22 protein-coding genes and 1 pseudogene are annotated in these 21,991 nt (G+C 42.7%); 20 read left to right on the top strand and 3 right to left on the bottom strand.

Annotated elements, in window-relative coordinates; all coding sequences use genetic code 11:
* Nucleotides 1-4 precede the first annotated feature (4 nt).
* Together AC04Q4_RS04040 and AC04Q4_RS04035 are read left to right on the top strand one after the other, a co-directional pair.
* Nucleotides 5-189: pseudogene (locus AC04Q4_RS04040) on the top strand (family 1 glycosylhydrolase); the annotation flags it as partial.
* A gap of 116 nt (nucleotides 190-305) precedes the next feature.
* Nucleotides 306-869, top strand: coding sequence for a hypothetical protein (locus tag AC04Q4_RS04035; RefSeq protein WP_173737814.1), 564 nt, complete (start codon nucleotides 306-308; stop codon nucleotides 867-869).
* Here the strand turns inward: AC04Q4_RS04035 and AC04Q4_RS04030 are convergent.
* Nucleotides 858-1,796, bottom strand: a complete 939-nt coding sequence (locus tag AC04Q4_RS04030; RefSeq protein ID WP_173755775.1) for a DUF4868 domain-containing protein — start codon at nucleotides 1,794-1,796, stop codon at nucleotides 858-860. The two genes, AC04Q4_RS04035 and AC04Q4_RS04030, sit on opposite strands and share 12 nt — an antisense overlap.
* Nucleotides 1,797-1,830: 34 nt before the next feature.
* Nucleotides 1,831-2,889: a helix-turn-helix domain-containing protein gene (locus AC04Q4_RS04025; RefSeq protein ID WP_173737816.1), complete on the bottom strand. Its 1,059-nt coding sequence runs from the start codon at nucleotides 2,887-2,889 to the stop codon at nucleotides 1,831-1,833.
* A 282-nt stretch (nucleotides 2,890-3,171) separates the two neighbouring features.
* Here AC04Q4_RS04025 and AC04Q4_RS04020 point away from each other — a divergent pair, with 282 nt between their 5' ends.
* The 13 genes from AC04Q4_RS04020 to AC04Q4_RS03960 all read left to right on the top strand — a co-directional run bounded on the left by AC04Q4_RS04020 (nucleotide 3,172) and on the right by AC04Q4_RS03960 (nucleotide 16,509).
* Nucleotides 3,172-4,881 carry a prenyltransferase/squalene oxidase repeat-containing protein gene (locus AC04Q4_RS04020; protein ID WP_173755774.1) on the top strand — a complete coding sequence of 570 codons (1,710 nt, stop codon included), beginning with the start codon at nucleotides 3,172-3,174 and terminating at the stop codon, nucleotides 4,879-4,881.
* A 350-nt stretch (nucleotides 4,882-5,231) separates the two neighbouring features.
* Nucleotides 5,232-6,296, top strand: a complete 1,065-nt coding sequence (gene trpS / locus AC04Q4_RS04015) for a tryptophan--tRNA ligase (RefSeq protein ID WP_173755773.1) — start codon at nucleotides 5,232-5,234, stop codon at nucleotides 6,294-6,296.
* Between the two features lie 297 nt (nucleotides 6,297-6,593).
* Nucleotides 6,594-7,205, top strand: coding sequence for a Holliday junction branch migration protein RuvA (ruvA, locus tag AC04Q4_RS04010; protein ID WP_173737819.1), 612 nt, complete (start codon nucleotides 6,594-6,596; stop codon nucleotides 7,203-7,205).
* Nucleotides 7,206-7,230: 25 nt separating this feature from the next.
* A complete protein-coding gene (gene ruvB / locus AC04Q4_RS04005) occupies nucleotides 7,231-8,241 on the top strand; it encodes a Holliday junction branch migration DNA helicase RuvB (protein ID WP_173737820.1) in 1,011 nt (336 codons plus the stop codon).
* A 128-nt stretch (nucleotides 8,242-8,369) separates the two neighbouring features.
* Entirely contained in the window at nucleotides 8,370-8,777 is a 408-nt protein-coding gene (locus AC04Q4_RS04000) for a cell division protein ZapA (RefSeq protein ID WP_119238804.1), read from the top strand.
* A gap of 69 nt (nucleotides 8,778-8,846) precedes the next feature.
* On the top strand, nucleotides 8,847-11,021 hold the full coding sequence (locus tag AC04Q4_RS03995) for a peptidase U32 family protein (RefSeq protein ID WP_195455299.1): 2,175 nt from the start codon (nucleotides 8,847-8,849) through the stop codon (nucleotides 11,019-11,021).
* A 6-nt stretch (nucleotides 11,022-11,027) separates the two neighbouring features.
* Complete coding sequence (locus AC04Q4_RS03990) at nucleotides 11,028-12,407, top strand: FtsW/RodA/SpoVE family cell cycle protein (protein ID WP_195455300.1); 1,380 nt, start codon at nucleotides 11,028-11,030, stop codon at nucleotides 12,405-12,407.
* Nucleotides 12,310-13,803, top strand: a complete 1,494-nt coding sequence (locus tag AC04Q4_RS03985; protein WP_173737823.1) for a peptidoglycan D,D-transpeptidase FtsI family protein — start codon at nucleotides 12,310-12,312, stop codon at nucleotides 13,801-13,803. The genes AC04Q4_RS03990 and AC04Q4_RS03985 overlap by 98 nt, the downstream gene beginning before the upstream one ends.
* A gap of 108 nt (nucleotides 13,804-13,911) precedes the next feature.
* Nucleotides 13,912-14,367, top strand: a complete 456-nt coding sequence (locus AC04Q4_RS03980; RefSeq protein ID WP_173737824.1) for an NUDIX hydrolase — start codon at nucleotides 13,912-13,914, stop codon at nucleotides 14,365-14,367.
* A gap of 67 nt (nucleotides 14,368-14,434) precedes the next feature.
* Nucleotides 14,435-14,746, top strand: coding sequence for a hypothetical protein (locus AC04Q4_RS03975; protein WP_173737825.1), 312 nt, complete (start codon nucleotides 14,435-14,437; stop codon nucleotides 14,744-14,746).
* Nucleotides 14,747-14,750: 4 nt separating this feature from the next.
* Nucleotides 14,751-15,947: a DUF2953 domain-containing protein gene (locus tag AC04Q4_RS03970; protein WP_476388542.1), complete on the top strand. Its 1,197-nt coding sequence runs from the start codon at nucleotides 14,751-14,753 to the stop codon at nucleotides 15,945-15,947.
* Entirely contained in the window at nucleotides 15,931-16,299 is a 369-nt protein-coding gene (locus tag AC04Q4_RS03965; protein ID WP_119239988.1) for a GerW family sporulation protein, read from the top strand. Before AC04Q4_RS03970 ends, AC04Q4_RS03965 begins: the two co-directional genes overlap by 17 nt.
* A gap of 72 nt (nucleotides 16,300-16,371) precedes the next feature.
* Nucleotides 16,372-16,509, top strand: a complete 138-nt coding sequence (locus tag AC04Q4_RS03960) for a hypothetical protein (protein WP_173755753.1) — start codon at nucleotides 16,372-16,374, stop codon at nucleotides 16,507-16,509.
* Between the two features lie 92 nt (nucleotides 16,510-16,601).
* Here AC04Q4_RS03960 and rpmB read toward each other — a convergent pair whose 3' ends face one another.
* The gene (rpmB, locus tag AC04Q4_RS03955; protein ID WP_015524898.1) at nucleotides 16,602-16,790 is read right to left on the bottom strand and encodes a 50S ribosomal protein L28; all 189 of its coding nucleotides are present in this window, start codon (nucleotides 16,788-16,790) and stop codon (nucleotides 16,602-16,604) included.
* A 198-nt stretch (nucleotides 16,791-16,988) separates the two neighbouring features.
* Between rpmB and AC04Q4_RS03950 the strand changes: the two genes are divergently transcribed.
* From AC04Q4_RS03950 to AC04Q4_RS03930, 5 genes are all read left to right on the top strand, one after another.
* Nucleotides 16,989-17,348, top strand: coding sequence for an Asp23/Gls24 family envelope stress response protein (locus AC04Q4_RS03950; RefSeq protein WP_119239989.1), 360 nt, complete (start codon nucleotides 16,989-16,991; stop codon nucleotides 17,346-17,348).
* Nucleotides 17,349-17,407: 59 nt separating this feature from the next.
* Complete coding sequence (locus AC04Q4_RS03945; protein WP_179976579.1) at nucleotides 17,408-19,027, top strand: DAK2 domain-containing protein; 1,620 nt, start codon at nucleotides 17,408-17,410, stop codon at nucleotides 19,025-19,027.
* Between the two features lie 10 nt (nucleotides 19,028-19,037).
* The gene (gene recG, locus AC04Q4_RS03940) at nucleotides 19,038-21,098 is read left to right on the top strand and encodes an ATP-dependent DNA helicase RecG (protein ID WP_476388541.1); all 2,061 of its coding nucleotides are present in this window, start codon (nucleotides 19,038-19,040) and stop codon (nucleotides 21,096-21,098) included.
* A 66-nt stretch (nucleotides 21,099-21,164) separates the two neighbouring features.
* Nucleotides 21,165-21,551, top strand: a complete 387-nt coding sequence (locus tag AC04Q4_RS03935; protein WP_476388540.1) for a hypothetical protein — start codon at nucleotides 21,165-21,167, stop codon at nucleotides 21,549-21,551.
* Nucleotides 21,493-21,981, top strand: coding sequence for a hypothetical protein (locus AC04Q4_RS03930; RefSeq protein WP_476388539.1), 489 nt, complete (start codon nucleotides 21,493-21,495; stop codon nucleotides 21,979-21,981). Before AC04Q4_RS03935 ends, AC04Q4_RS03930 begins: the two co-directional genes overlap by 59 nt.
* The last annotated feature ends 10 nt before the right edge of the window (nucleotides 21,982-21,991 follow it).

Below are 21,991 nucleotides of genomic sequence, written 5' to 3'. Positions count from 1 at the left end.
AAATATGGGGTTTTCAGAAGATTTTGTATGGGGAGCAGCGACCAGCTCCTATCAGATCGAAGGAATGGGGCGAGATTCCGGAAAAGGCATGAATTATTTAAAGAAGATGTAGCGCATATGAAAGAACTGGGGTTGAAAGGATATCGTTTTTCCATTGACTGGTCCCGGGTGCTGCCGGATGGTTTTGGAATCATTTATGTTGATTTCGAGACACAGGAGAGGATCTGGAAGGATTCTGCGTACTGGTCCAGAGAACTTATCAGCAGAAACGGGAATGATCTGTGAAAATTTTAAAAGGATAGTGTATGAATAAAATATTTAAAACAGCAATGTTTTTTACCGCATTTATTCCGTTATGGTTTACAGTTGTATTTATAGATGGAATGAGTATTGCGGATAAGACGAACACTACTATAGGTGCAGAGATAGCTGGAATAAGTGGAATTGTTGCTGGACTTATTATATCTGGAATAGTTATAGTTGGCTCGATGAAAGGAATAAGAAAAGAAAGTTTTAAGAAATATAAAATATTATCCGTACAACAGGAAAAGGGGATTACGTCAGAATTTTTACTATCATATATTCTTCCGCTATTTGCATTTGATTTTACAAAGTGGGTCAGCTTGGCGGAATTTTTGATCTATTTTCTGATTCTCATGTTTTTATGTGTCAGGAATAACAATGTATATGCAAATCTGTTTTTTGAAGTAAAAAAATATAAATTCTATACATGCGAAGTTCAGTGGGTGGCAGAAGGTGAAACTGATCCTCTGCAGATAATAGTTATCAGTAAGAAACCATTATCCGCATATAAGGAAAATGTAATTGAAATAGCACCGCTCGATAAACCGTTCTTCTTAGGAAAATGAAATTGGAACAGAGGATGGCACTTCGCAGACCCCTTTATCAAACATGTTAAGTTTGGTTTTACCGCAGATTGCAAGTGTGAAATTACGTGCGTTTTGCGGTTTGCTTAAATCGAATTTATGTGTGGCGGGATTAACAGGAATACGAAGTTCTTTTTTTAAGAGATCTTTATATTCCTGTTTTTGTAATTTCGCAACAATTTGCGCATCGTAAGTGATGAATTTTTTGGAGTTTTGCCCGGAGACAGCAAAAGTTTTATAGGATTCCATATCATCTATAAGATCAGCTGTTTCCAATTCGGCAAGGTGTTCCCGGCAGACGATTTTATGGGAATATTCAATGTTGAATATACTTTCAAAATTGTTATTTACAGAATAAAGCGTATGATCGGTTATTAAAATATCACAGCACCTGCCAAACTGAATCATTGGTTCCTGTGCTTCGACAACAGTATTATGACGGCTGACAAAGATTGGCGTACGCTTTTTGAAAGAAAGAACAGGATTCTTCTGAGTGAGAAAATAGAGATTCTTATCATTTCCATTTTCATCCTGATAGTTTCCGACAAAAATAAAAGCATTGGCAGAGATATCTTTTAGCTTGCATGTGTCATCACTGGTATTGATGTGATTAAGCAGAGAAGCCCAGGTTTTATGTATAAGTGAACTGTTAAGACTTAGCTTTTCAATTGTGCCTTTAGGATTCTGAGCCGTATATTCAAGAACACGCTCTTGATTTTTTACTTTATTAAAAAAATTAGAAGACATAGAATTTACTATGTTATTAAGTAATTCTTTAGGTTCAAAATGGAAAGCGTAGCATACGTATTCATTAGGATTTTTTTTATGATCGTATTCAATTAGATAGGCTTCCCAATGTGCAATGCGCTGGGCTGTGAGGATTGCCTTTTCAATTTTCTGAAGCGACATAAAGTACCTCCTGGTATTGGTGTGTAATCATAAATTAATCTTTTGTACGTGATGAAATATATTCAAAAAGGAATTCGTCACATTTTGAAGATATTTTATTATATTTATCTGATGTTGAAGCCTCACGCAATAAGCTGATACCATTGATCTTGGTACCCACAGGGATGTTGATTCCAAGCAGTGTGGATTCCTCAATTTCGTAATATTCTTCCTGTTCAGCGAGATTTTGAAAAGAAGAGAAAAACTTCTTCAAACTGACATCCGAATCAGAAGCATATTTTTTCAGCAATGCCTGAAACTCCTTTTTGGAAATCAGTACTCTGGAACTGTTAAGCTTTAACTGACCTTTTAAAAAGTGCAGATCTTCACTGTCCTCGTCCAGATTAAATTCATATTTACTGATAACCATCCGGTGAAGAGTTGGCCGCCTGTTGCCGCCGCTGGAAGTTGTCAGTACGGCACCGATCCTGCACAGAATATCCTGGGAGAATAAAAACATATGGTGAAATGAAAGAAAACATAATTCACCAATCTCAGCATTAGTCAGAGTGCAGTAACAGGAACCCATAGAGATTGAGATAACCATATCTCCTGTATATACTTTCCTGATAGGAGTGCCGGATACATCGATTTTTCCTGTATAGATTTCCAGGTTGACCCTGCAGCGGTTCTCATCAGATGCAGAAAGTGTGAGTTCGCCGTGGATCAATTTAGCCTCAGAGGAGATGGTCGAGTAGAAATATAGATAATACTTATTCCCGATATACCCTTTAAAAGCCGGTCGGTTAATCGAACATACCAGATTATCATTCTCTGGAATATAATGAGAAGAAAAACAGGTATTTGTAATGACTGTGCCGGGGCGAAAAGAGACAAGGTCAGCAGCATCTATATTTAGTGCACGTGCGATTTTCGCAATGTGTTCCAGGGTGAAGCTGGCTTTTCCAGACAGAAGTTTGGATAAGGTGGACTGGTTGATACCTGAATTCTCTGCCAGGATTTTTTGTGTAATTCCATGTTCTTGCATGATATGCCGTATGTTCTTCATGACTTTTTTTTCATATTTTATATAAAAGCCTTCATTTGATTCCATAAAAATCTCCAATCTACGGTAATAAAAAAGATAAAATTGTGATATAAAAATTATAACATTTCTTATGAGCTGCGTAAATGAAATAATTATATATCTAAATAAAATTTCTAAAATAGAATACAGATGACAATATAAGAACAAATAATTTCTATATACATAATTAAGTGCACATATTGAATAGAGGTAACGAGTGTGGTACAATAATATCCCGAGAAAAAAGCGAGGAAGAAAAAGTAACCCGGTCAGTAAGTGCATTTATGGAGCGTTGTGTGGAAACACACAATGAAAAAACAAATGAGTGTAGCAGTTGAGAGTGAATATGAAAGAGACGAACAGTATTTTGAAAACCGGAATACTGAGAATATAGAACTTGAAAAGGTTGCAGCGTGGATTAAAGGAGATCAGTTTGATTACGGTGAATGGGGCAGGATTGAATTAAGACCTGGGAGTATCCGGACAGAGGAAGATTCCAGAGCAAAGCCAAATGTATTCTCCAGTACAATCGCAGTTCAGACATTGCATGTATTAGGGGGTGATGCACCAGAAGAAGAAAAAAAGATGTGCGAATGGATGACTAAACTGAGGGATAAAAAAGGATACTTTCTCGGTGCTGGAGGTAAAAAAGAACCATATGGACAGCCAGAGACAGATCGAGTTAAGAATATCCGCCATACAGCAAGAGGACTGGATTATCTGCTCCGGACAGGACGGTTTATTGATCGCAAAGATGCAAAAGTACTGCGAAAGATATTGAAAGCCCAGAACTCAAAAGATGGTGGCTTTCCTCAGTTTTTTGAAGAAGACTCGGAGATATGGTCGACTTCTTATTTTGTGAACCTGATGATAACATTAAAAGGACCAAGGGGAGTAGCATTGTTAAGAAAAACGCCGGAGGAAAGTGAGGCCGAGATAATAAATGAGATAGAAGGAAAGATAAGAGACGCGATTCAATTCCTTCGAAAAAATAAAAATAAGAATAAAATATGGGGAAGATGCAAGGAACGTTATGAGGCAACAACCACGGGAGTTATGATTCAAATAGGTCCATATCTTGTGGAGGAATGGCCTGAAGAATACAGGGAGATCATGTATCAGCTGGGCAAAATCCCGGTCAAACGCAGATATACCAGGTTGTATCTCGCACTTATAGGAATGCATTTGTTTAGGAAGGAAGAACAGCAGAGGATTTTTTGCGCTCTTCGGGAGGATGAGAGAAGATTTGAAGAGGTTGAAAAAGTGGACTTTGTTGAGGTTCTGGCATATGGCTGGATCCAGAAGTTCGGAAATAATATAGGAATGCTTGACTATTATAACAGCCTGAATCATGGACATGAACTGGTACTGCCAGAAGAATTAACCGGAAAAGACGAGAGAAAGATTCAGACAGAATATATGAAATGGTGTCTGCAGCAGTACAGGGAATTCCAGGAATATAAGAAAAATATTGAAATTGAGACGGCAGTAAATGAGACTGCGATCATAGACAAAACCAAATTATGGATATTCTGCCAGAGATTATTTCAGAAATACAAATTTTATATTGAAGAAAAAGGCGGCTGGAAAGACTTCTGGGATGGAGATAAGCACGTACTGGAAAAGGAAACACAAAACAAGTTCTGGAGTTATGCAGATGCGTTTCTTGACGGACATGAGATTATCACAAACAGGGAAAAGTATACCGGATGCGGAATGGTTGATTTTGAATTCAGCAATGGATACCAAAAAAGCATATTGGTAGAATTCAAGCTTCTTTCCAACAGAGGCCTGCAAAGTGACGGCGGTCTCAGCCAGATCCAGCAGTATATGGTCAGTACGAAGACGGATACGGCATTCCTGGTCGTGTTCGGGTTTGATGAAAAAGATGCAGAGATGGTAGGAAAAATAGAAGCTGCAATAAAACAATTTCAAATGCGCGAGACAGACAAATTTATAGAATTGGTATACATAGATGCTTCAAAGAAGCTCAGTGCCAGTAAATTGTACACAGTTTAGAAGCGAATTGAACAAAAAAACAAACTTGACACATAATCCCATTTTCGACAGTTAAATAAAAATAAAGTGGCAGAATCCTTTGATTTTACTCAATATCATGATGCTGGGGTCAAAAGGTGACCTCATAGTACCTTGCTACAAGTTTTATTTTTGTAGCAAGGATCTAAGAAATATGTCATTCATAGAGATATTAAAAAACTATGTTTTGACCCCGGCATCATGACATTGCCTCTGAACAGTAACATAAAATACGGAAAATTACAGTTTCCAGCTAAAAATATTTGACCAGTGAATTTCCAGGGGCTATAATAAAGTATAAAATATTCAGTACACTTCAAGGAGAACAATTCATGAGCAAGATTATTTTAACTGGCGACCGCCCGACGGGACGCCTTCATGTAGGTCATTATGTTGGATCACTGGCAGAGCGTGTGAAACTGCAGAATTCCGGCTTATATGACGAAATTTATATTATGATCGCAGATGCGCAGGCACTTACAGATAATGCGGAACATCCGGAGAAAGTACGTCAGAACATCCTTCAGGTTTCACTGGACTATCTGGCTTGCGGACTTGACCCGGCGAAATCCAACATTTTCATTCAGTCTATGGTGCCGGAGCTTACTGAGCTTACTTTCTATTATATGAATCTGGTAACAGTGGCACGTGTACAGCGTAACCCTACTGTTAAATCTGAGATCAAGATGCGTAATTTCGAAGCCAGCATTCCGGTTGGATTCTTCTGCTATCCGATCAGCCAGGCAGCAGATATCACAGCTTTCCGTGCAACACATGTGCCGGTAGGTGAGGATCAGCTTCCGATGCTTGAGCAGTGCAAGGAGATCGTTCATAAGTTTAATACCGTTTATGGTGAGACTTTAACAGATCCGGAGATCGTTCTTTCTTCCAATAAGGCATGTTTACGTCTTCCTGGTATCGATGGAAAGGCTAAGATGAGTAAGTCTCTTGGAAACTGCATCTATCTTTCTGATGAGGAAGATGTTGTTAAGAAGAAGATCATGTCCATGTTTACAGACCCGAACCATCTTCGTGTTCAGGACCCGGGCCGTGTAGAAGGTAACCCGGTATTTATCTATCTGGATGCATTCAGCCGTCCGGAGCATTTCTCAGAGTTCCTTCCTGAGTACCAGAATCTGGACGAGCTTAAAGCGCACTACCAGAGAGGCGGCCTTGGCGACGTGAAGGTCAAGAAATTCCTGAATAACGTAATGCAGGCAGAGCTGGGACCGATCCGCGAGAGAAGAAAGATGTGGGAACAGCGTACTGCTGATGTATTTGACATACTGAAAGCAGGTACAGAAGTTGCAAGAGAGAAGGCAGCAGCAACTCTTCACGATGTACGTTCTTCCATGAGGATCAACTATTTCGAGGATCAGGATTTCCTGAATCAGTAATAGAATAGTTACTGTTCACTGGTAATATCCCGCGAGGTGTTTTTTGTGAGCGAAGGTCACAGAAAACCCGAGACATACCGCGCGAATTTATGCAATCAGCATAAATTCTGTGCATCGCGAAGCGTGTTACTGAGAACGGAGTGAACAGTAACATAGAATAATGATCAGCCCGGGACATATGTATTCCGGGTTGATTTTTTTTTCAAATTGTGTTAGTATTTCATCCATATGGGAAACAGATGTTCAGCTATTGTTGTGTACAGGTAACACACTGTTCCCGGGAAGGAGCAGTTGATTTTGATTTCTTTTGTAAAAGGTAAGGTAGCGGATATCAGTGAGAACAACCTGGTGGTGGAAAACGGCGGCATTGGTTATGAGATCTATATGACAGGACAGGATCTTAGGAAAGCACGTGTTGGTGAAGAGAAGAAGATAAATACGTTTCTGTATGTAAGAGAAGATATTCTTCAGTTATACGGATTTTTTTCAAAGGATGATCTTGGGATGTTCAGGCTTCTTCTGGGAGTGAATGGTGTAGGACCTAAGGGAGCACTTGGCATTCTTTCCGGGATCAGTGCAGATGAGCTGCGTTTTGCAGTGCTTTCCGATGATGTGAAGACAATCTCGAAAGCACCTGGAATCGGTAAGAAAACAGCTCAGAAGATGATTCTGGAGCTGAAAGATAAACTGAAGCTGGAAGATGCCTTTGAGATGAAGCTTGCTCATCAGCAGGAGGATGCAATGGAGGGGGCAGCAGATCTTCGGGACAGCCGTCAGGAAGCTGTGGAAGCACTGGTTGCCCTTGGATATAGTTCGGCAGATTCGCTTCGTGCAGTACGTAAGGTTCCGGACGATGTTCCCGCAGACGATGTGGAGGCGATTCTCCGCGCTGCATTGAAGAATTTTTGATATTTAGTAGAACGGAGCATAACAGATGGAGAACAGGATCATTACAACAGACGTTACAGAAGAGGATTTTTCCCTGGAGGGGAATTTAAGGCCTCAGAGTCTGGATGAGTATATTGGTCAGCAGAAAACCAAGGATACCCTGAAAATCTATATTGAAGCTGCAAAACAGAGACACGATTCTCTGGATCACGTGCTTTTTTACGGCCCTCCGGGTCTTGGAAAGACGACACTTTCTGCCATCATCGCCAATGAGATGGGTACACATATGAAAGTTACATCCGGCCCAGCTATTGAGAAGCCGGGAGAGATGGCTGCGATTCTGAATAATCTTCAGGAAGGAGATGTGCTGTTTGTGGATGAGATCCACAGGCTGAATCGCCAGGTAGAAGAGGTTCTTTATCCGGCAATGGAAGATTTTGCTATTGATATTATGATCGGAAAAGGCGCATCTGCACGTTCCATCCGACTGGATCTTCCGAAATTTACCCTTGTAGGAGCAACTACCAGGGCAGGACTTCTCTCTGCACCGCTCCGTGACCGTTTTGGTGTCACCCAGCGCCTGGAATTTTATGATAAGAAAGAACTGACGACGATTATCCTGCGTTCTGCACAGGTTCTGGGCGTGGATATTGAGCCGAAAGGTGCTGCGGAAATCGCCAAACGTTCCAGAGGAACACCGCGACTGGCTAACCGTCTCCTGAAACGTGTGAGAGATTTTGCCCAGGTGAAATATGATGGTGTGATCACCTATGATGTAGCCTGTTTTGCACTGGATCTTCTCGAGGTGGATCAGTATGGACTGGATAAGACGGATCGACGTATTTTACAAACTTTAATCCTGAATTTTCAGGGCGGTCCGGTAGGTCTTGAGACGCTTGCAGCCTCTATTGGAGAGGATTCCGGAACCCTGGAAGATGTGTATGAACCATACCTTCTGCAGAATGGTTTCCTGAACAGAACTCCCCGTGGAAGGATGGCTTCTGTGCTGGCATACACCCATCTTGGATATCCTCGTCCCGATTTATCGACAAAATAATAGAAAAACTTCTATACATTTTAGCTGTAATCAGTTATAATATAGACAGTTGTGAGCCAGCAGAGCTGACAACAGAGAGGAATGTTGCTGAGAGAACAGGCAGCAGATGAATTCAGGAGGCTTTACGAATGGCGGTAAAGAATACAGCACAGGTTGTTATCGACGGAAAGATCATTACTCTGGGCGGATATGAGTCTGAGGAGTATTTCCAGAAGGTTGCGGCCTATATGAATAATAAGATTGGTGAACTGAGTCAGATGCCGGGATATTCCAGACAGGCCATGGAAACCAAGCATACACTTCTCAGTTTGAATATTACAGATGATTACTTCAAGGCGAAGAAGCAGGCAGAGATCTTTGAGCAGGATCTGCAGCAGAAGGATCAGGAGATGTATGACCTGAAACATGAGCTGATCTCATTGAAGATGCAGATTGAAGAGGCGAAGAAAGCAGAGCAGGAAGCTCAGGACCAGAAGAATCTTCTGGACGGTAAGGTTAAGGAACTGGAGAAAGAGCTTGATGAATTGCTCAAATAAGAATGGGGGGATTGCTTCGGTAATCCTCTTTTGTTTTACAGATTAACAGACAGGAGATGAGGGAATACTTTGAAAAAGATAGTAACAGAGCTGCTTTCGCCAGCTGGCTCCTATGAGAGTTTTGAGGCGGCGATAGGTGCGGGCGCAGATGCTGTATATGTAGGCGGTCCGGCTTTTGGAGCGAGGGCATATGCCAGGAATTTTACCCAGGAGGAGCTGATTGCTGCTATTGAGACAGCACATCTCCATAATCGTAAATTATATCTTACAGTGAACACACTTTTAAAAAACAGAGAGATGGAAGGACAGCTTTTTGAGTATCTGGCCCCTTATTATGAGGCAGGGCTCGATGCTGTGATCGTACAGGATCTGGGTGTGTTTTCTTTTATCCGCAGGAATTTCCCGGATCTTGATATCCATGCCAGCACACAGATGACTGTGACTGGTCCGGAGGGAATGAAATTTCTGGAAGAAAAAGGAGCTACCCGTGTAGTTCCTGCAAGAGAGCTTTCGCTGGAAGAAATTTCTGCCATGCATCAGGCCAGTCCTCTGGAAATTGAGACTTTTATCCACGGGGCATTGTGTTACAGCTATTCCGGTCAGTGTCTTATGAGCAGTATTTTTGGCGGAAGAAGTGGAAACAGAGGTCGCTGCGCTCAGCCTTGCAGACTTCCATACAGCGCAACTTGTGATCACCATAAATATAAAGGGGACAAAGATTTCTGTGCTTTAAGTCTTAAGGATATCTGTACGCTGGATATTCTTCCGGATATACTGGAGGCTGGTGTAATGTCTCTGAAGATTGAGGGGCGTATGAAGCAGCCTGGTTATACCGCAGGAGTTACCTCTGTATACAGAAAATATCTGGATCTTTATCTCAGCGGAAAAGAATACCGCGTGCAGGATACAGACAGGAAATATCTTCTGGAACTTTTCAGCAGAGGCGGTTCCTGCAGGGGATATTACGATATGTATCGTGGTCCTGAGATGATGGCTTTTGCCAATGAGAAGAAATCCGGCAATATCCAGCCGGAGATCAGAAAAATAAAAGAAAAAATTCATGGGAATTTAATACTTTCTCCAGAAAGTCCTGTTATACTGGAAATAACCTGTGGAGATAAAACAGTGACTGCCATGGGCGGTGAAGTGCAGTTTGCCAAGAACCAGCCTATGGAAGAGCAGAGGATCCGTCAGCAGCTGGAAAAACTGGGAAATACAGAATTTCAGTGGGAAAGCCTTAACATTGAGATCAATGGAAGGATTTTCGTTCCTGTAAAGGTTCTCAATGAAGTGCGCAGAGCTGCGCTGGAACAGCTGCGTGAAGAAATGATCGGAACCAGACGGAGAGAACCTGCTGAAAAGCAACCTTTCTCTGAAAAAAATCTTTCGGTTTGTACAGAGAAGAATTCCTGTAATGAGAAGCTTCCACTGTATGTCTCCTGTGAAAGGACAGATGTTGCAGAGATACTTCTGGAAGAAGAGGGGATTACAGGCTTTTATCTTTCTTTTGATACCATGAAGAAGTGTTTTTCGCCGGAACTTGCGGGGCGAAAGGAGCTTTATCTTTCTACGCCGCATATCCATCGCGGAGAGATTCCTGAGGTATGGATCCGAAATGCGAAGGAGTGGCTTGATCAGGGAATGAGAGGTTTTCTGGTACGCAGCCTGGAATCTTATGCAGCACTGAAAGAACTGGGATATAAAGAGAAATGTGTGCTGGATGCTTCCATGTATACCTGGAATGATGAAGCCGAGGCGTTCTGGAGAGAAGAGGGCGTTCTTAAGAATACCATTCCTCTGGAACTGAATGAGGGAGAACTTAAGCACAGGGATAATCGTTCTTCCGAACTTCTTCTGTATGGATATATTCCGCTGATGATCTCAGCCCAGTGTGTACGTAAGAATCTGTTCGGATGCACAGGAAAAGGCGAGACCATCTATCTGAAAGACCGGTATAACAGCGAATTTTCAGTGAAATGCTGCTGTGCCCCGTGGGAAAGTGCCTGTCCTGAAGCTGCGAAATACTGTTATAATATTATATATAACAGTATTCCCTATGGACTTCCCGGGGAAAAGGAGCGCGTAGAGAAACTAAAATTACAGTCACTGCGACTTGCTTTTACCATCGAGAAACCATCAGAGGCAAGAGCAGTACTGGAGGAATTCAAGGGTATTTACCATGGAAATGCAAAACCTTCCGGACGCAGGTATACAAAAGGCCATTTTAAAAGAGGAGCCGAGTAAAAGTGTATGATTAATGTTATTACAGAATTATCCAAGTATGTGATCCTCACGCTGATGATCGTCTACACCTTTCACTGTTTTTATATGGTGTGGCGTCAGGACGAGGAGGAAAAAAAGGAGTTGCTCCATCAGCAGCTGACCATGATCTTTTTTATAGATTTCACAGCTTTTCTCGTGATCTATCTTAAGAGCATGGATTTCAAGGTCATCCTGTTTTATATTGAGATGATGATCTTTTTTGCGGTAGTTCAGATCCTGTACAGGATTTTTTATGAAGACGCATCGCTGTTACTTCTGAACAATATGTGCATGCTGCTGAGCGTGGGCTTTATCATGCTCTGCCGTCTGTCGCTTCCTTCTGCAAACAAGCAGCTTCTGATCGTTGCAGCAGGAAGTGCCATATCACTGGTGATCCCGGTGATGATCCGGAAGATGAAATTTCTCAAGGATCTTACTTGGGTTTATGCAGGAGTTGGTGTTGTTCTTCTTGCAGCAGTTCTTGTTCTTGCAAGTACAAGTTATGGAGCCAAGCTTTCCCTTATGGGCATTCAGCCTTCCGAGGTAATCAAGATCACATTCGTATTTTTTATGGCATCCCTGCTCTGCGGAAAAGTGAATTTCCGCAAAGTAGTGCTGGCGACCATTGTAGCAGTGCTTCATGTGGGTATCCTGGTTCTTTCCAGAGATCTTGGAAGTGCAGTGATCTTTTTTGTCACCTATCTTGTACTGATCTATGTATCTACCAGAAATCCGGGATATATGTTTCTGGGGCTTGGCGGCGGATGTGTGGGTGCAGTGATCGCCTATCATCTTTTTGGCCATGTACGCCAGAGAGTCAGTGCATGGAGAGATCCTATGGCTGTTTATCAGAATGAGGGCTATCAGATCGTGCAGTCACTGTTTGCCATCGGAACCGGCGGCTGGTTTGGAATGGGACTCTGCCAGGGTTCACCTGAGAAGATCCCTGTTGTAAAAAATGACTTTATATTCAGCGCGATCTGTGAGGAAATGGGAGGTATTTTTGCCATCTGCCTGATTCTGGTGTGTACCAGCTTTTTCCTTATGATCGTTACCATTGCATTGAAGATCCGCAACCCGTTTTATAAGCTGATCGCTCTGGGACTTGGAACAGAATATGCGTTCCAGGTATTCCTGACTATCGGCGGAGTGACCAAGTTTATTCCGATGACAGGTGTTACCCTGCCGCTGGTAAGCTACGGCGGAAGTTCTGTCATGTGCACCATCCTGATGCTGGCTATTATTCAGGGACTGTATATTCTGAGGGAAGATGAGGACGAGGAAATTGAGACGCAGCGAAAAGAAACGATTGAAAGAAGAGGAAAGAGAGCGACGCCTGAGAGAACGGGATATCGCCAGAATCCGTAGAAAAAAGAACAGACCGTTTACCTTTGTATCGGTGTTCTTTATATTGATTTTTGTCAGCCTGATCGGCTATCTTATTTATTTTGATGCAGTAAAAAGCGATGATTTTATCAATAGCCCATATAATACCAGACAGGATACTTTTTCGGATCGCGTTGTCCGTGGAAATATCCAGTCTTCAGATGGGGAAATCCTGGCTCAGACCGATGTGTCAGAGGACGGTACAGAGCAGAGAAATTATCCGTATGCCAATATTTTTGCCCATGCAGTAGGCTATGATACCAATGGCAAGAGCGGGCTGGAATCAGAAGCGAATTTCCAGCTTCTGACGTCTCATTCATTCTTCCTGGAGCAGATGAAAAATGAGTTTTCCGGGAAAAAGAATCAGGGAGATACTGTGATCTCCAGCCTTAATGCAGATCTGCAGACAACAGCCTATAATTCTCTGGGGGACAGAAGAGGAGCTGTTGTTGTGATGGAGCCGTCAACAGGAAGAATCCTTGCAATGGTGAGTAAGCCTGACTTTGATCCGAATACGATTGCTGAGAACTGGGATACGTTGGTTAATGATGAGAGTAACAGCAGCCTTCTGAACCGTGCAACTAATGGTGCATATCCGCCCGGATCTACGTTCAAGATCGTTACAGCTCTTGATTATTTCAGGCAGAAAGGCTCATTGGAGGGATATTCCTATCTCTGCCAGGGAAGCATTACTGTGGATGACCATACGATCCGGTGCTACAATGGGACTGTTCATGGACAGGAGGATTTCTATTCGGCATTTGCTCATTCCTGTAACTGTGCATTTGCGGATATGGGGCTTGGTCTGGGAGGAAGTTCCCTTCGAAGTACAGCGGAAGATCTGCTTTTTAATAAAGCCCTTCCATTGAATTCCTATAAAACAAGTAAATTTACACTGGAAAATAATTCGCCGAATCCACTGGTCATGCAGACTTCTATTGGACAGGGAAATACTCTTGTTTCTCCAATGCATATGGCTATGATCACCAGCGCTATTGCAAATAACGGTGTTCTGATGAAACCGACTATGATCGATAAGATCGTGAATAATTCCGGAGATACTATAAAGGAAACGGAAAAATCTGAATATAAACGTCTGATGACGAACAACGAGGCAAATATTCTTGGAAAACTGATGAAGAATGTGGTAGAGAACGGTACTGCATCTGCACTGAATGGACGCGGCTACACAGTAGCCGGAAAAACAGGTTCTGCAGAGTTTGATGAAAACGGTTCCAGCCATTCCTGGTTTGTGGGATATTCCAATGTAGATGATCCGGATATTGCTATCGCAGTAATTGTAGAAAACGGTGGAACAGGAAGCGAGGCAGCAGTTCCAATTGCAGCAGATGTATTTGATGCATATTATTTCGATTAAATTTAAGAAATTGAAATAGTATCTGTTTCTTGCCCCTTGCCTATCGGACAAAAAAGAGGTATACTGTAACCAGTGCAAAAGACACACGCATTACAGGAGGATTGCAATATGATAGAAGCAACAAGCTGTGGCGGTGTGGTAATTCATCGGGGTAAGATCCTGGCATTGTATAAATCCTACAGGAACCGTTATGAAGGATGGGTGCTTCCCAAAGGAACCGTAGAAAAGGGAGAGACTTATGAGCAGACTGCTTTGCGTGAAGTAAAGGAAGAAGCAGGCGTGAGAGCTTCCATTGTGAAGTATATTGGTAAGAGTCAGTATAATTTCACTGTTCCGGAGGACGTGGTAATGAAAGAGGTACACTGGTATCTCATGATAGCTGATAATTATCATAGCAAGCCCCAGCGTGAGGAATACTTTGTAGATTCCGGATATTATAAGTTTCATGAGATTTATCATCTTCTCCGTTTTTCCAACGAGAAGCATATTGTGGAACAGGCCTATCAGGAATATCTGGAGATGCGAAGTGAAGGCATCTGGGCGAAACAGCAGAAGTATTTTTAGCAACAGGGCAGGGCTGTGTATTTACGCAGCCCTGTTTGACATTAACTGACAGGGAGGTGACTGCAGGATGCTGAAATGGATACGAAATTATTACGTCGGGGAAGACGTTAAGAATCCTGGACGGGCAAGAGCCAGGATTATTGTGGGAAAATTTGTTCCAGGTGTTTATGTGGTCACATTGTCAGATAATCCTGGAAATGTTCTGGAGATCCTTTCCACTGCAGAGTTGATGCAGCGGACTGTCAGGATGATCTGCCCTCCTGTTGTGGGGATCGCCAATGGCAGAGAAGGAGCGATCCGAATGGTGCAGGAGATCGTTGAAGAGGTCTTCAGGGAAACAGGTGATTTGAAAATAAGAGAATATCTGGAGAACAGGTGAACAGATGCTGCATATATTATGGCTGATAATTAAATGGATACTGATCCTTCTGGGGATCCTTGCAGGACTGATCTTGCTGATCCTTCTGCTGCTTCTGTTCTGTCCTGTGCGCTATAAAGGAAAAGCTGCGAAAGAACGGAGTGCAGGAATTAAAGAGGTGGAAGCTTCGGGGGAGGTCAGCTGGCTGTTTCACGGAATTGCCGTGAGAGCTTTTTTCCGAAACGGAAGTCCTGGGATGGAATTTTATATTTTGGGAATTCCGCTCTCGAAATTCAGAGGAGTCTTCCAAAGAAAAAAGAAAAAATCTTCTGCTCATACAGCTGAAAAAAAGGAGAAAAAGAGGGTTCCGTCCGAATTACGGAAACATGAAAACAGCAGGGAAGAACAGAAACAGGAAGTAAAGATTATTGAAGAACCGGATAATGTTCCGGTTGAGATTATATCTGCGGATTTTGAAGGTACTGATATAGAGGGTGATTCGAGGAAGGAAGCAACTGAGGGAGTCTGTGAGTTTCAGAATAAAGATAATGAAAACGCAGATAAAACTTCTGAAACAACAGAAAATGAGCAAATTCCGACACAGAAGTCACAGAAATTTGAGAAAATCAGAGAGATAGCGAAAGATGAAGAAAAGGAATTTTCTTCAGAAGAACAGAACTCTCAAAACAAGATCATAAGCTTAATTTCTGAAATAGCGGGAAAAATAAAAAAAGCAGTTCTTGGCATTCTGGCTGCGGTACAAAGCTTTTTGGGAATTCCATCTAAAATATTCCAAAAAATCCAGAATTTCAGATTAACAATCAAAAAATTCTGTGGTAACATTAACTGGTATAAGGAATTTATCGATCATCCCCGTACCAGAGAAGCACTTTCTCTTGTATGGAAAGATGCAAAGAAACTGATACGGCATATCTTTCCTACCAGGATCAAAGGCAGGATCATATTTGGATGTGAAGATCCTTCCGTTACGGGAACCGTGCTGGCAGTTCTTGGCATGACAATTCCTTTTCATAAGAATGCAATAGCAGTGACTCCTCTCTTTGACAGTGAGAATGTTCTGGAGGGAGAGGTCATGCTTAGTGGCCGGATTTACGGAGCGATGCTTCTTAAGACGGCAGCAGAGCTTTATTTCAATAAAAATATTAAATACGTCATCCGCCGATGGAGACATAAGGAGGTAAATCATGGAGAAAGAGAATAATTTCAAGGATACCGTGAATTCATTATTTAAGGGAATGGATGGATTTGTATCTGCCAAGACAGTTGTAGGCGATGCCATTCATGTAGGCGATACCATCATTCTTCCTCTTGTTGATGTATCTTTCGGTGTGGGAGCCGGAGCTTTTGAAGGAGACAAGAAGAACAACGGAGGAGGCGGTCTTGCCGGTAAGATGACACCGTGTGCAGTACTTGTCATCCAGAATGGAACGACTAAGCTTGTAAATGTAAAGAATCAGGATGGACTTACCAAGGTCCTGGATATGGTTCCTGATTTTGTGAATCGATTTGTACCGGGAGCAGGCGGAGATTCTGAGGATGAGACGGAAGAATAGAAGCAGCTGACGGTACTCAGATTGATTTTAAGGCATATACTGTAATAAGTAAATGATAGCAGGCTGACTGAAATGGGAAAGCTAACCGGATTTATGCTGTTTTTTATCGGTGTAGGAATGGTGTTAGGAATACTTATTACTGAGAATTTTATTGTAATCTCCATAGCAGTAGTGTGTCTGCTATGCGGATACCATATGTTTTGCAGATGAACGGGAAGTGTGCGGTATGCAGGCTTCCCGTTTTTTGCAAATAAAAATACAAAAAAACAGCCCCCGCACAATACGGGGGCATACGCTACTACTTACGCTCTTTCAACTTTTCCGGATCTTAAACAAGAAGTACATACATACATTTTCTTTGCTCCGCCGGCAGTTGTTTTTACTCTGACGGATTTAACGTTAGATTTCCACATTTTGTTGGATCTTCTATGGGAATGACTCACATTGTTTCCGAAATGAGCTCCTTTATCGCAGATTGCACATTTAGCCATGAATAGCACCTCCTTTTATCAACAGTCACCATTTTAACAGATGAATTGCTCTTTTGCAAGCAAAAAAAGGAAATTTGTAAAAAATTCTGTAAAGAGGTTTTTTACAGAATAAATTAAGCGTTGTGTTCCAGGCAAAAAAAGGGTATAATGAATCTATATAATTATACTAATTTTAAATGAAACAATGGAGGTACCCATATGAATGGACGTATAAATTCCGGATTGGGCCAGATTGTAATTGATACGGATGTCATTGCAACTTATGCCGGCAGTGTGGCAGTAGAGTGCTTTGGCATTATCGGAATGGCAGCTATCAGCATGAAAGACGGACTGGTTAAACTTTTACGTATTGACAGTCTGAAACATGGAATCAGTGTGAAGATTACAGATGATAACAAGATCCAGCTGAATTTTCATGTTATTGTGGCATATGGCGTGAATATCAGCACCATTGCAGATAATCTTGTCAACAATGTGAAATATAAAGTCGAAGCCTTTACAGGAATGGAGATCGAGAAGATCAACATCATGGTTGAGGGCGTACGTGCAATAGATTAGGTTTAGAGGAGGAACTTGTGGTGAATAACAAAACCATAGATGCTAAAATACTTTCCAGGATGTTTCTGGCCGGAGCCAAGAACCTGGAAGCGAAGAAAGAATGGATCAACGAATTGAATGTGTTTCCCGTACCTGACGGGGATACGGGAACGAACATGACGCTTACCATCATGTCTGCCGCTTCCGAGGTAGGAGCTCTTGAGAATCCGGATATGGAGACTCTGGCGAAAGCAATTTCTTCCGGTTCTCTTCGTGGTGCCAGAGGTAACTCAGGTGTTATCCTGTCACAGCTGCTTCGAGGCTTTACAAGAGGAGTACGTAAGCTGACAGATCTGGATGCCCCAGCCATTGCCGCAGCTATGGAACGAGGTGTTGAGACTGCATACAAGGCAGTTATGAAGCCGAAGGAAGGAACCATCCTGACTGTAGCCAGAGCTGCAGCAGATAAAGCTATCGAGCTTGCCGATGGGGCAGAGGATCTGAATTCATTCTTTGACGGAATCTTCCAGCATGCCGAAGAGACACTTGCAAGAACGCCGGAGATGCTTCCGGTACTGAAAGAGGCAGGTGTTGTAGATTCAGGCGGTCAGGGACTTCTGGAAGTATTCCGCGGAGCTATTGACGGATATCACGGAAAGGAAGTAGATTACTCCCAGTTTGAGGCATCAGCTGCTCCCAAAATTACTAAGATTTCTCCGCAGGCAGAGGCAGATATCAAGTTTGGTTACTGTACAGAGTTTATCATTCTTCTCGAGAAAACACTTCCGCAGGAAGAAATTACCCGTTTCCGTGAATTTCTTGATTCCATTGGTGATTCCATCGTACTGGTAGCAGATGACGAGATCGTTAAAGTACACGTACACACCAATCATCCTGGACAGGCATTCGAGCGGGCACTCACATACGGACAGCTTTCCCGAATGAAGATCGACAACATGCGTGAAGAGCACCAGGAGAAGCTGATCAAAGATGCGGAGAAGCTTGCCAGAGAGCAGGCTGAGAAGGAGAAAGAGCCGCCGAAGGATTACGGATTTATTTCCGTATCTGTAGGAGAGGGTCTTTCCGGAATTTTCCGTGAGCTTGGTGTAGATTATCTGATCGAGGGCGGCCAGACCATGAATCCAAGTACAGAGGACATGCTTAATGCTATTGATAAAGTAAATGCAAAAACAATTTATATTTTCCCGAATAATAAGAATATTATCCTTGCAGCTAACCAGGCGAGAGACCTTACAGAGGATAAAGAGATCATTGTAGTGCCGACCAAAACTATTCCTCAGGGAATTTCCGCTATGATCAGTTTTGTTCCGGAGAAAGGCGGCGAGGAGAATCTTGCTTCCATGACAGATGCGATCTCCAGAGTAAAGACAGGCCAGGTTACTTATGCGGTTCGTGATACACGTATTGACGACAAGGAGATCCATGAGGGAGATATCATGGGAATCGGTGATGCAGGTATCCTTGCAGTAGGAAAAGAACGTCTCCAGGTAGCTGAGGAGATGGTAGCAGAGATGATTGATGAGGAATCTGAGATCATCAGTGTATATTATGGTGAGGATGTATCTGAAGAAGATGCAGAAGCTCTTTCCGATGCGCTTACTGAGAAGTATCCGGAGTGCGAGGTTGAGCTGAACCAGGGTGGACAGCCGATTTACTACTATCTGATTTCCGTAGAATAAGAGTAAAAAAATGAATGATAAGACACCTTTACGTGAATTAAAAGGTGTGGGTGAAAAAACAGAGAAGCTTTTCCAGAAGATCGGGATCACGACTGCGGATGAGCTTCTCCGTTATTATCCGCGCACTTATGATGTATATGAGGAACCTGTGGAGATCGCATCTGCCGAGGAGGAGAAAACAGTCTCTATCCGCGTCACTGTAGCCACCAGTATTTATATTAACCAGGTAAGAAATCTTCAGATCCTGACAACAACTGTGGCAGATGCTAGCGGCAGATTACCGGTTGCCTGGTTCAATGCACCTTATTTAAAAGGGACGATTAAAAAAGGCAGTGTATTCATCCTTCGTGGAAAGATCACCAGAAAAAAAGGCCGTCCCCAGATGGAACATCCGGAGATTTTTACCCCTGCAGCATATGCGGAGATCATTCACAGCATGCAGCCTGTATACGGCTTGACCAAAGGCCTTTCCAACAAAGCAATCACCAAGCTGGTACATCAGGTTCTGGATACAAGACCTCTTCATGGAGAATATCTGCCGGAGGAACTACGGGAACGATATCAGCTTGCAGATGCTAATTATGCGATTCGGACTATTCATTTTCCTAAAAATATGCAGGAGCTTCTTACAGCCAGGAAGCGCCTGGTATTTGATGAATTTCTTCTGTTTGTACTGGCAGTGCAGCTGCTGAAAGAAAAAACAGAAGAAGCTTCCAATACTTTTCCAATGAAACCGGTGTGGACAACAGAAGAGATCATAGAAGGACTTCCCTATGATCTGACCGGAGCCCAGAAGAATGTATGGCATGAGATCGAGATGGATCTGAGCGGCCATAAACTGATGTCCAGGCTTGTGCAGGGAGATGTTGGAAGTGGTAAGACCGTGATTGCATTTTTATCCATGGTACTTTCGGCAGAGAACGGATTTCAGAGTGCGCTGATGGTGCCTACGGAGGTTCTGGCCAATCAGCATTATGAAGGCTTTCTGAAACTGATGGAAGAACAGAATATCTCTTCCTGCCATCCGGTGCTTCTGACAGGTTCTACCACAGCCAGGCAGAAACGTGAAATCTATCAGAAAATCGCATCCGGAGAGGTGAATGTGATCATAGGAACCCATGCTCTGATTCAGGAAAAAGTGGAATATAAGAATCTTGGCCTTGTGATCACAGATGAGCAGCACAGGTTCGGTGTTCGCCAGAGGGAAGCACTGACAACAAGAGGAAATCCACCGCACGTTCTTGTTATGAGCGCAACGCCTATTCCCAGGACACTGGCGATCATTTTGTACGGAGATCTGGATATTTCCATTATTGATGAGCTCCCTGCAAAAAGGCTTCCTATTAAGAACTGCGTGGTAGGAACGGCCTATCGCCCCAAGGCTTATTCTTTTATCGAAAAACAGGTGCAGATGGGAAGACAGGCTTATGTGATCTGCCCAATGGTGGAAGAAAGCGAAGGACTGGATGCAGAGAATGTCACAGATTATGCCAGAAAGCTTCAGGAAGTTCTGCCTGACGAGATCAGAGTAGAGATCCTTCACGGCAAAATGAAGCCAAAAGAAAAGAACAGGATCATGGAGGCCTTTGCTTCCGGAGAAATCCAGGTGCTGGTATCTACAACAGTTGTGGAGGTTGGAGTCAATGTCCCCAATGCAACAGTTATGATGGTGGAGAATGCAGAACGTTTCGGTCTGGCTCAGCTTCACCAGCTCCGCGGCCGTGTAGGGCGTGGGGAATACCAGTCTTACTGCATTTTTATCCAGGGAAATAATGAGGAAGATACTTCCAAACGTTTGAAGATCCTCAATGAATCCAATGACGGATTTTATATAGCTGGAGAAGACCTGAAGCTCCGTGGGCCGGGAGATCTTTTTGGCATCCGTCAGAGCGGACTGATGGAATTTAAGATCGGAGATATCTACAATGATGCGGGGATCCTGAAAAATGCTAGTGAGGCAGCCGGTGAGATTCTGACACTGGATTTTGACCTTCGCCTGCCCCAGCATGAGGCTTTAAAAGAGCGTCTCATGGGCTATATGAGTGAAGATCTGGAAAATCTGGGAATCTGATTGAATGGAGCAAAGCGAAGAATCAGCACTTCGTTTTAGTATAAAAAGAAAAAGGGAGAAAACAGGATGAGGAGAAAAATGATCAAAAAACTTCTGTGTGTCGTTTTATCAGGGTCTATGATCTTTGGCAATGCAGGGATAACCATGGCTTCAGAGACAGAACCGGAAACAGTCCAGGAAAATGTAAATGAGGAGACTGACAGTCCAGAGGAAAGTTTTTCTGAGGAAGATATTTTTGAAGATGGAATCTCAGCAGACGATGAAGCAGCAGAATTACCTGATAGCACAGAACAGGAATTAGAAGAAGAGCCGGAAGAGGCAGATAATATAGAAATTTCGGAGGACACTGAAAATCTTTTGGAAGAACCGGAAACAGAAGAAATGGCAGAGAGCGATGACTTTTCTGATGGAGAAGAAGAATGTTGTAAACAGTTATTCAGATCTGACAGATAATCTGGACAGCAGCGGAGCTCCTGAAAGATTTCAGGATACGATCAGTGATGTTCCGTGCAAACATCACGGAACTCAGAGCGGAATTGATCCGATACCAGGTAATGGCGAATATGATTGCAATAAGTTTGACGGGGCTATCCAGTGTGATGGTTTTGCAAGAAAAGTATTCTATGATATCTGGGAAGGGCAGAGAGTATCAGGTCTTCAGAAAATATATGATAATAATGTTCAGGTAGGCGACTATGTGCGTATCAATAATGATGGACATTCTGCTATTGTTACAGAAGTTTACAGTGATTCATTTAAAGTGATAGAGTGTAATCTGGATGGGGACGGACGTCATCATAATTGTCTGCTTCGTCATAACTGGACATATAGTAAAAGCAGTGTAACTTATCGTGTACATGCTGTAAATTACAGCCTTAATTAAAGGACTTTCG

It is taken from the genome of Blautia sp. HA8986 (assembly GCF_056504635.1).
This window is presented reverse-complemented; position numbering and strand designations above follow the sequence as displayed.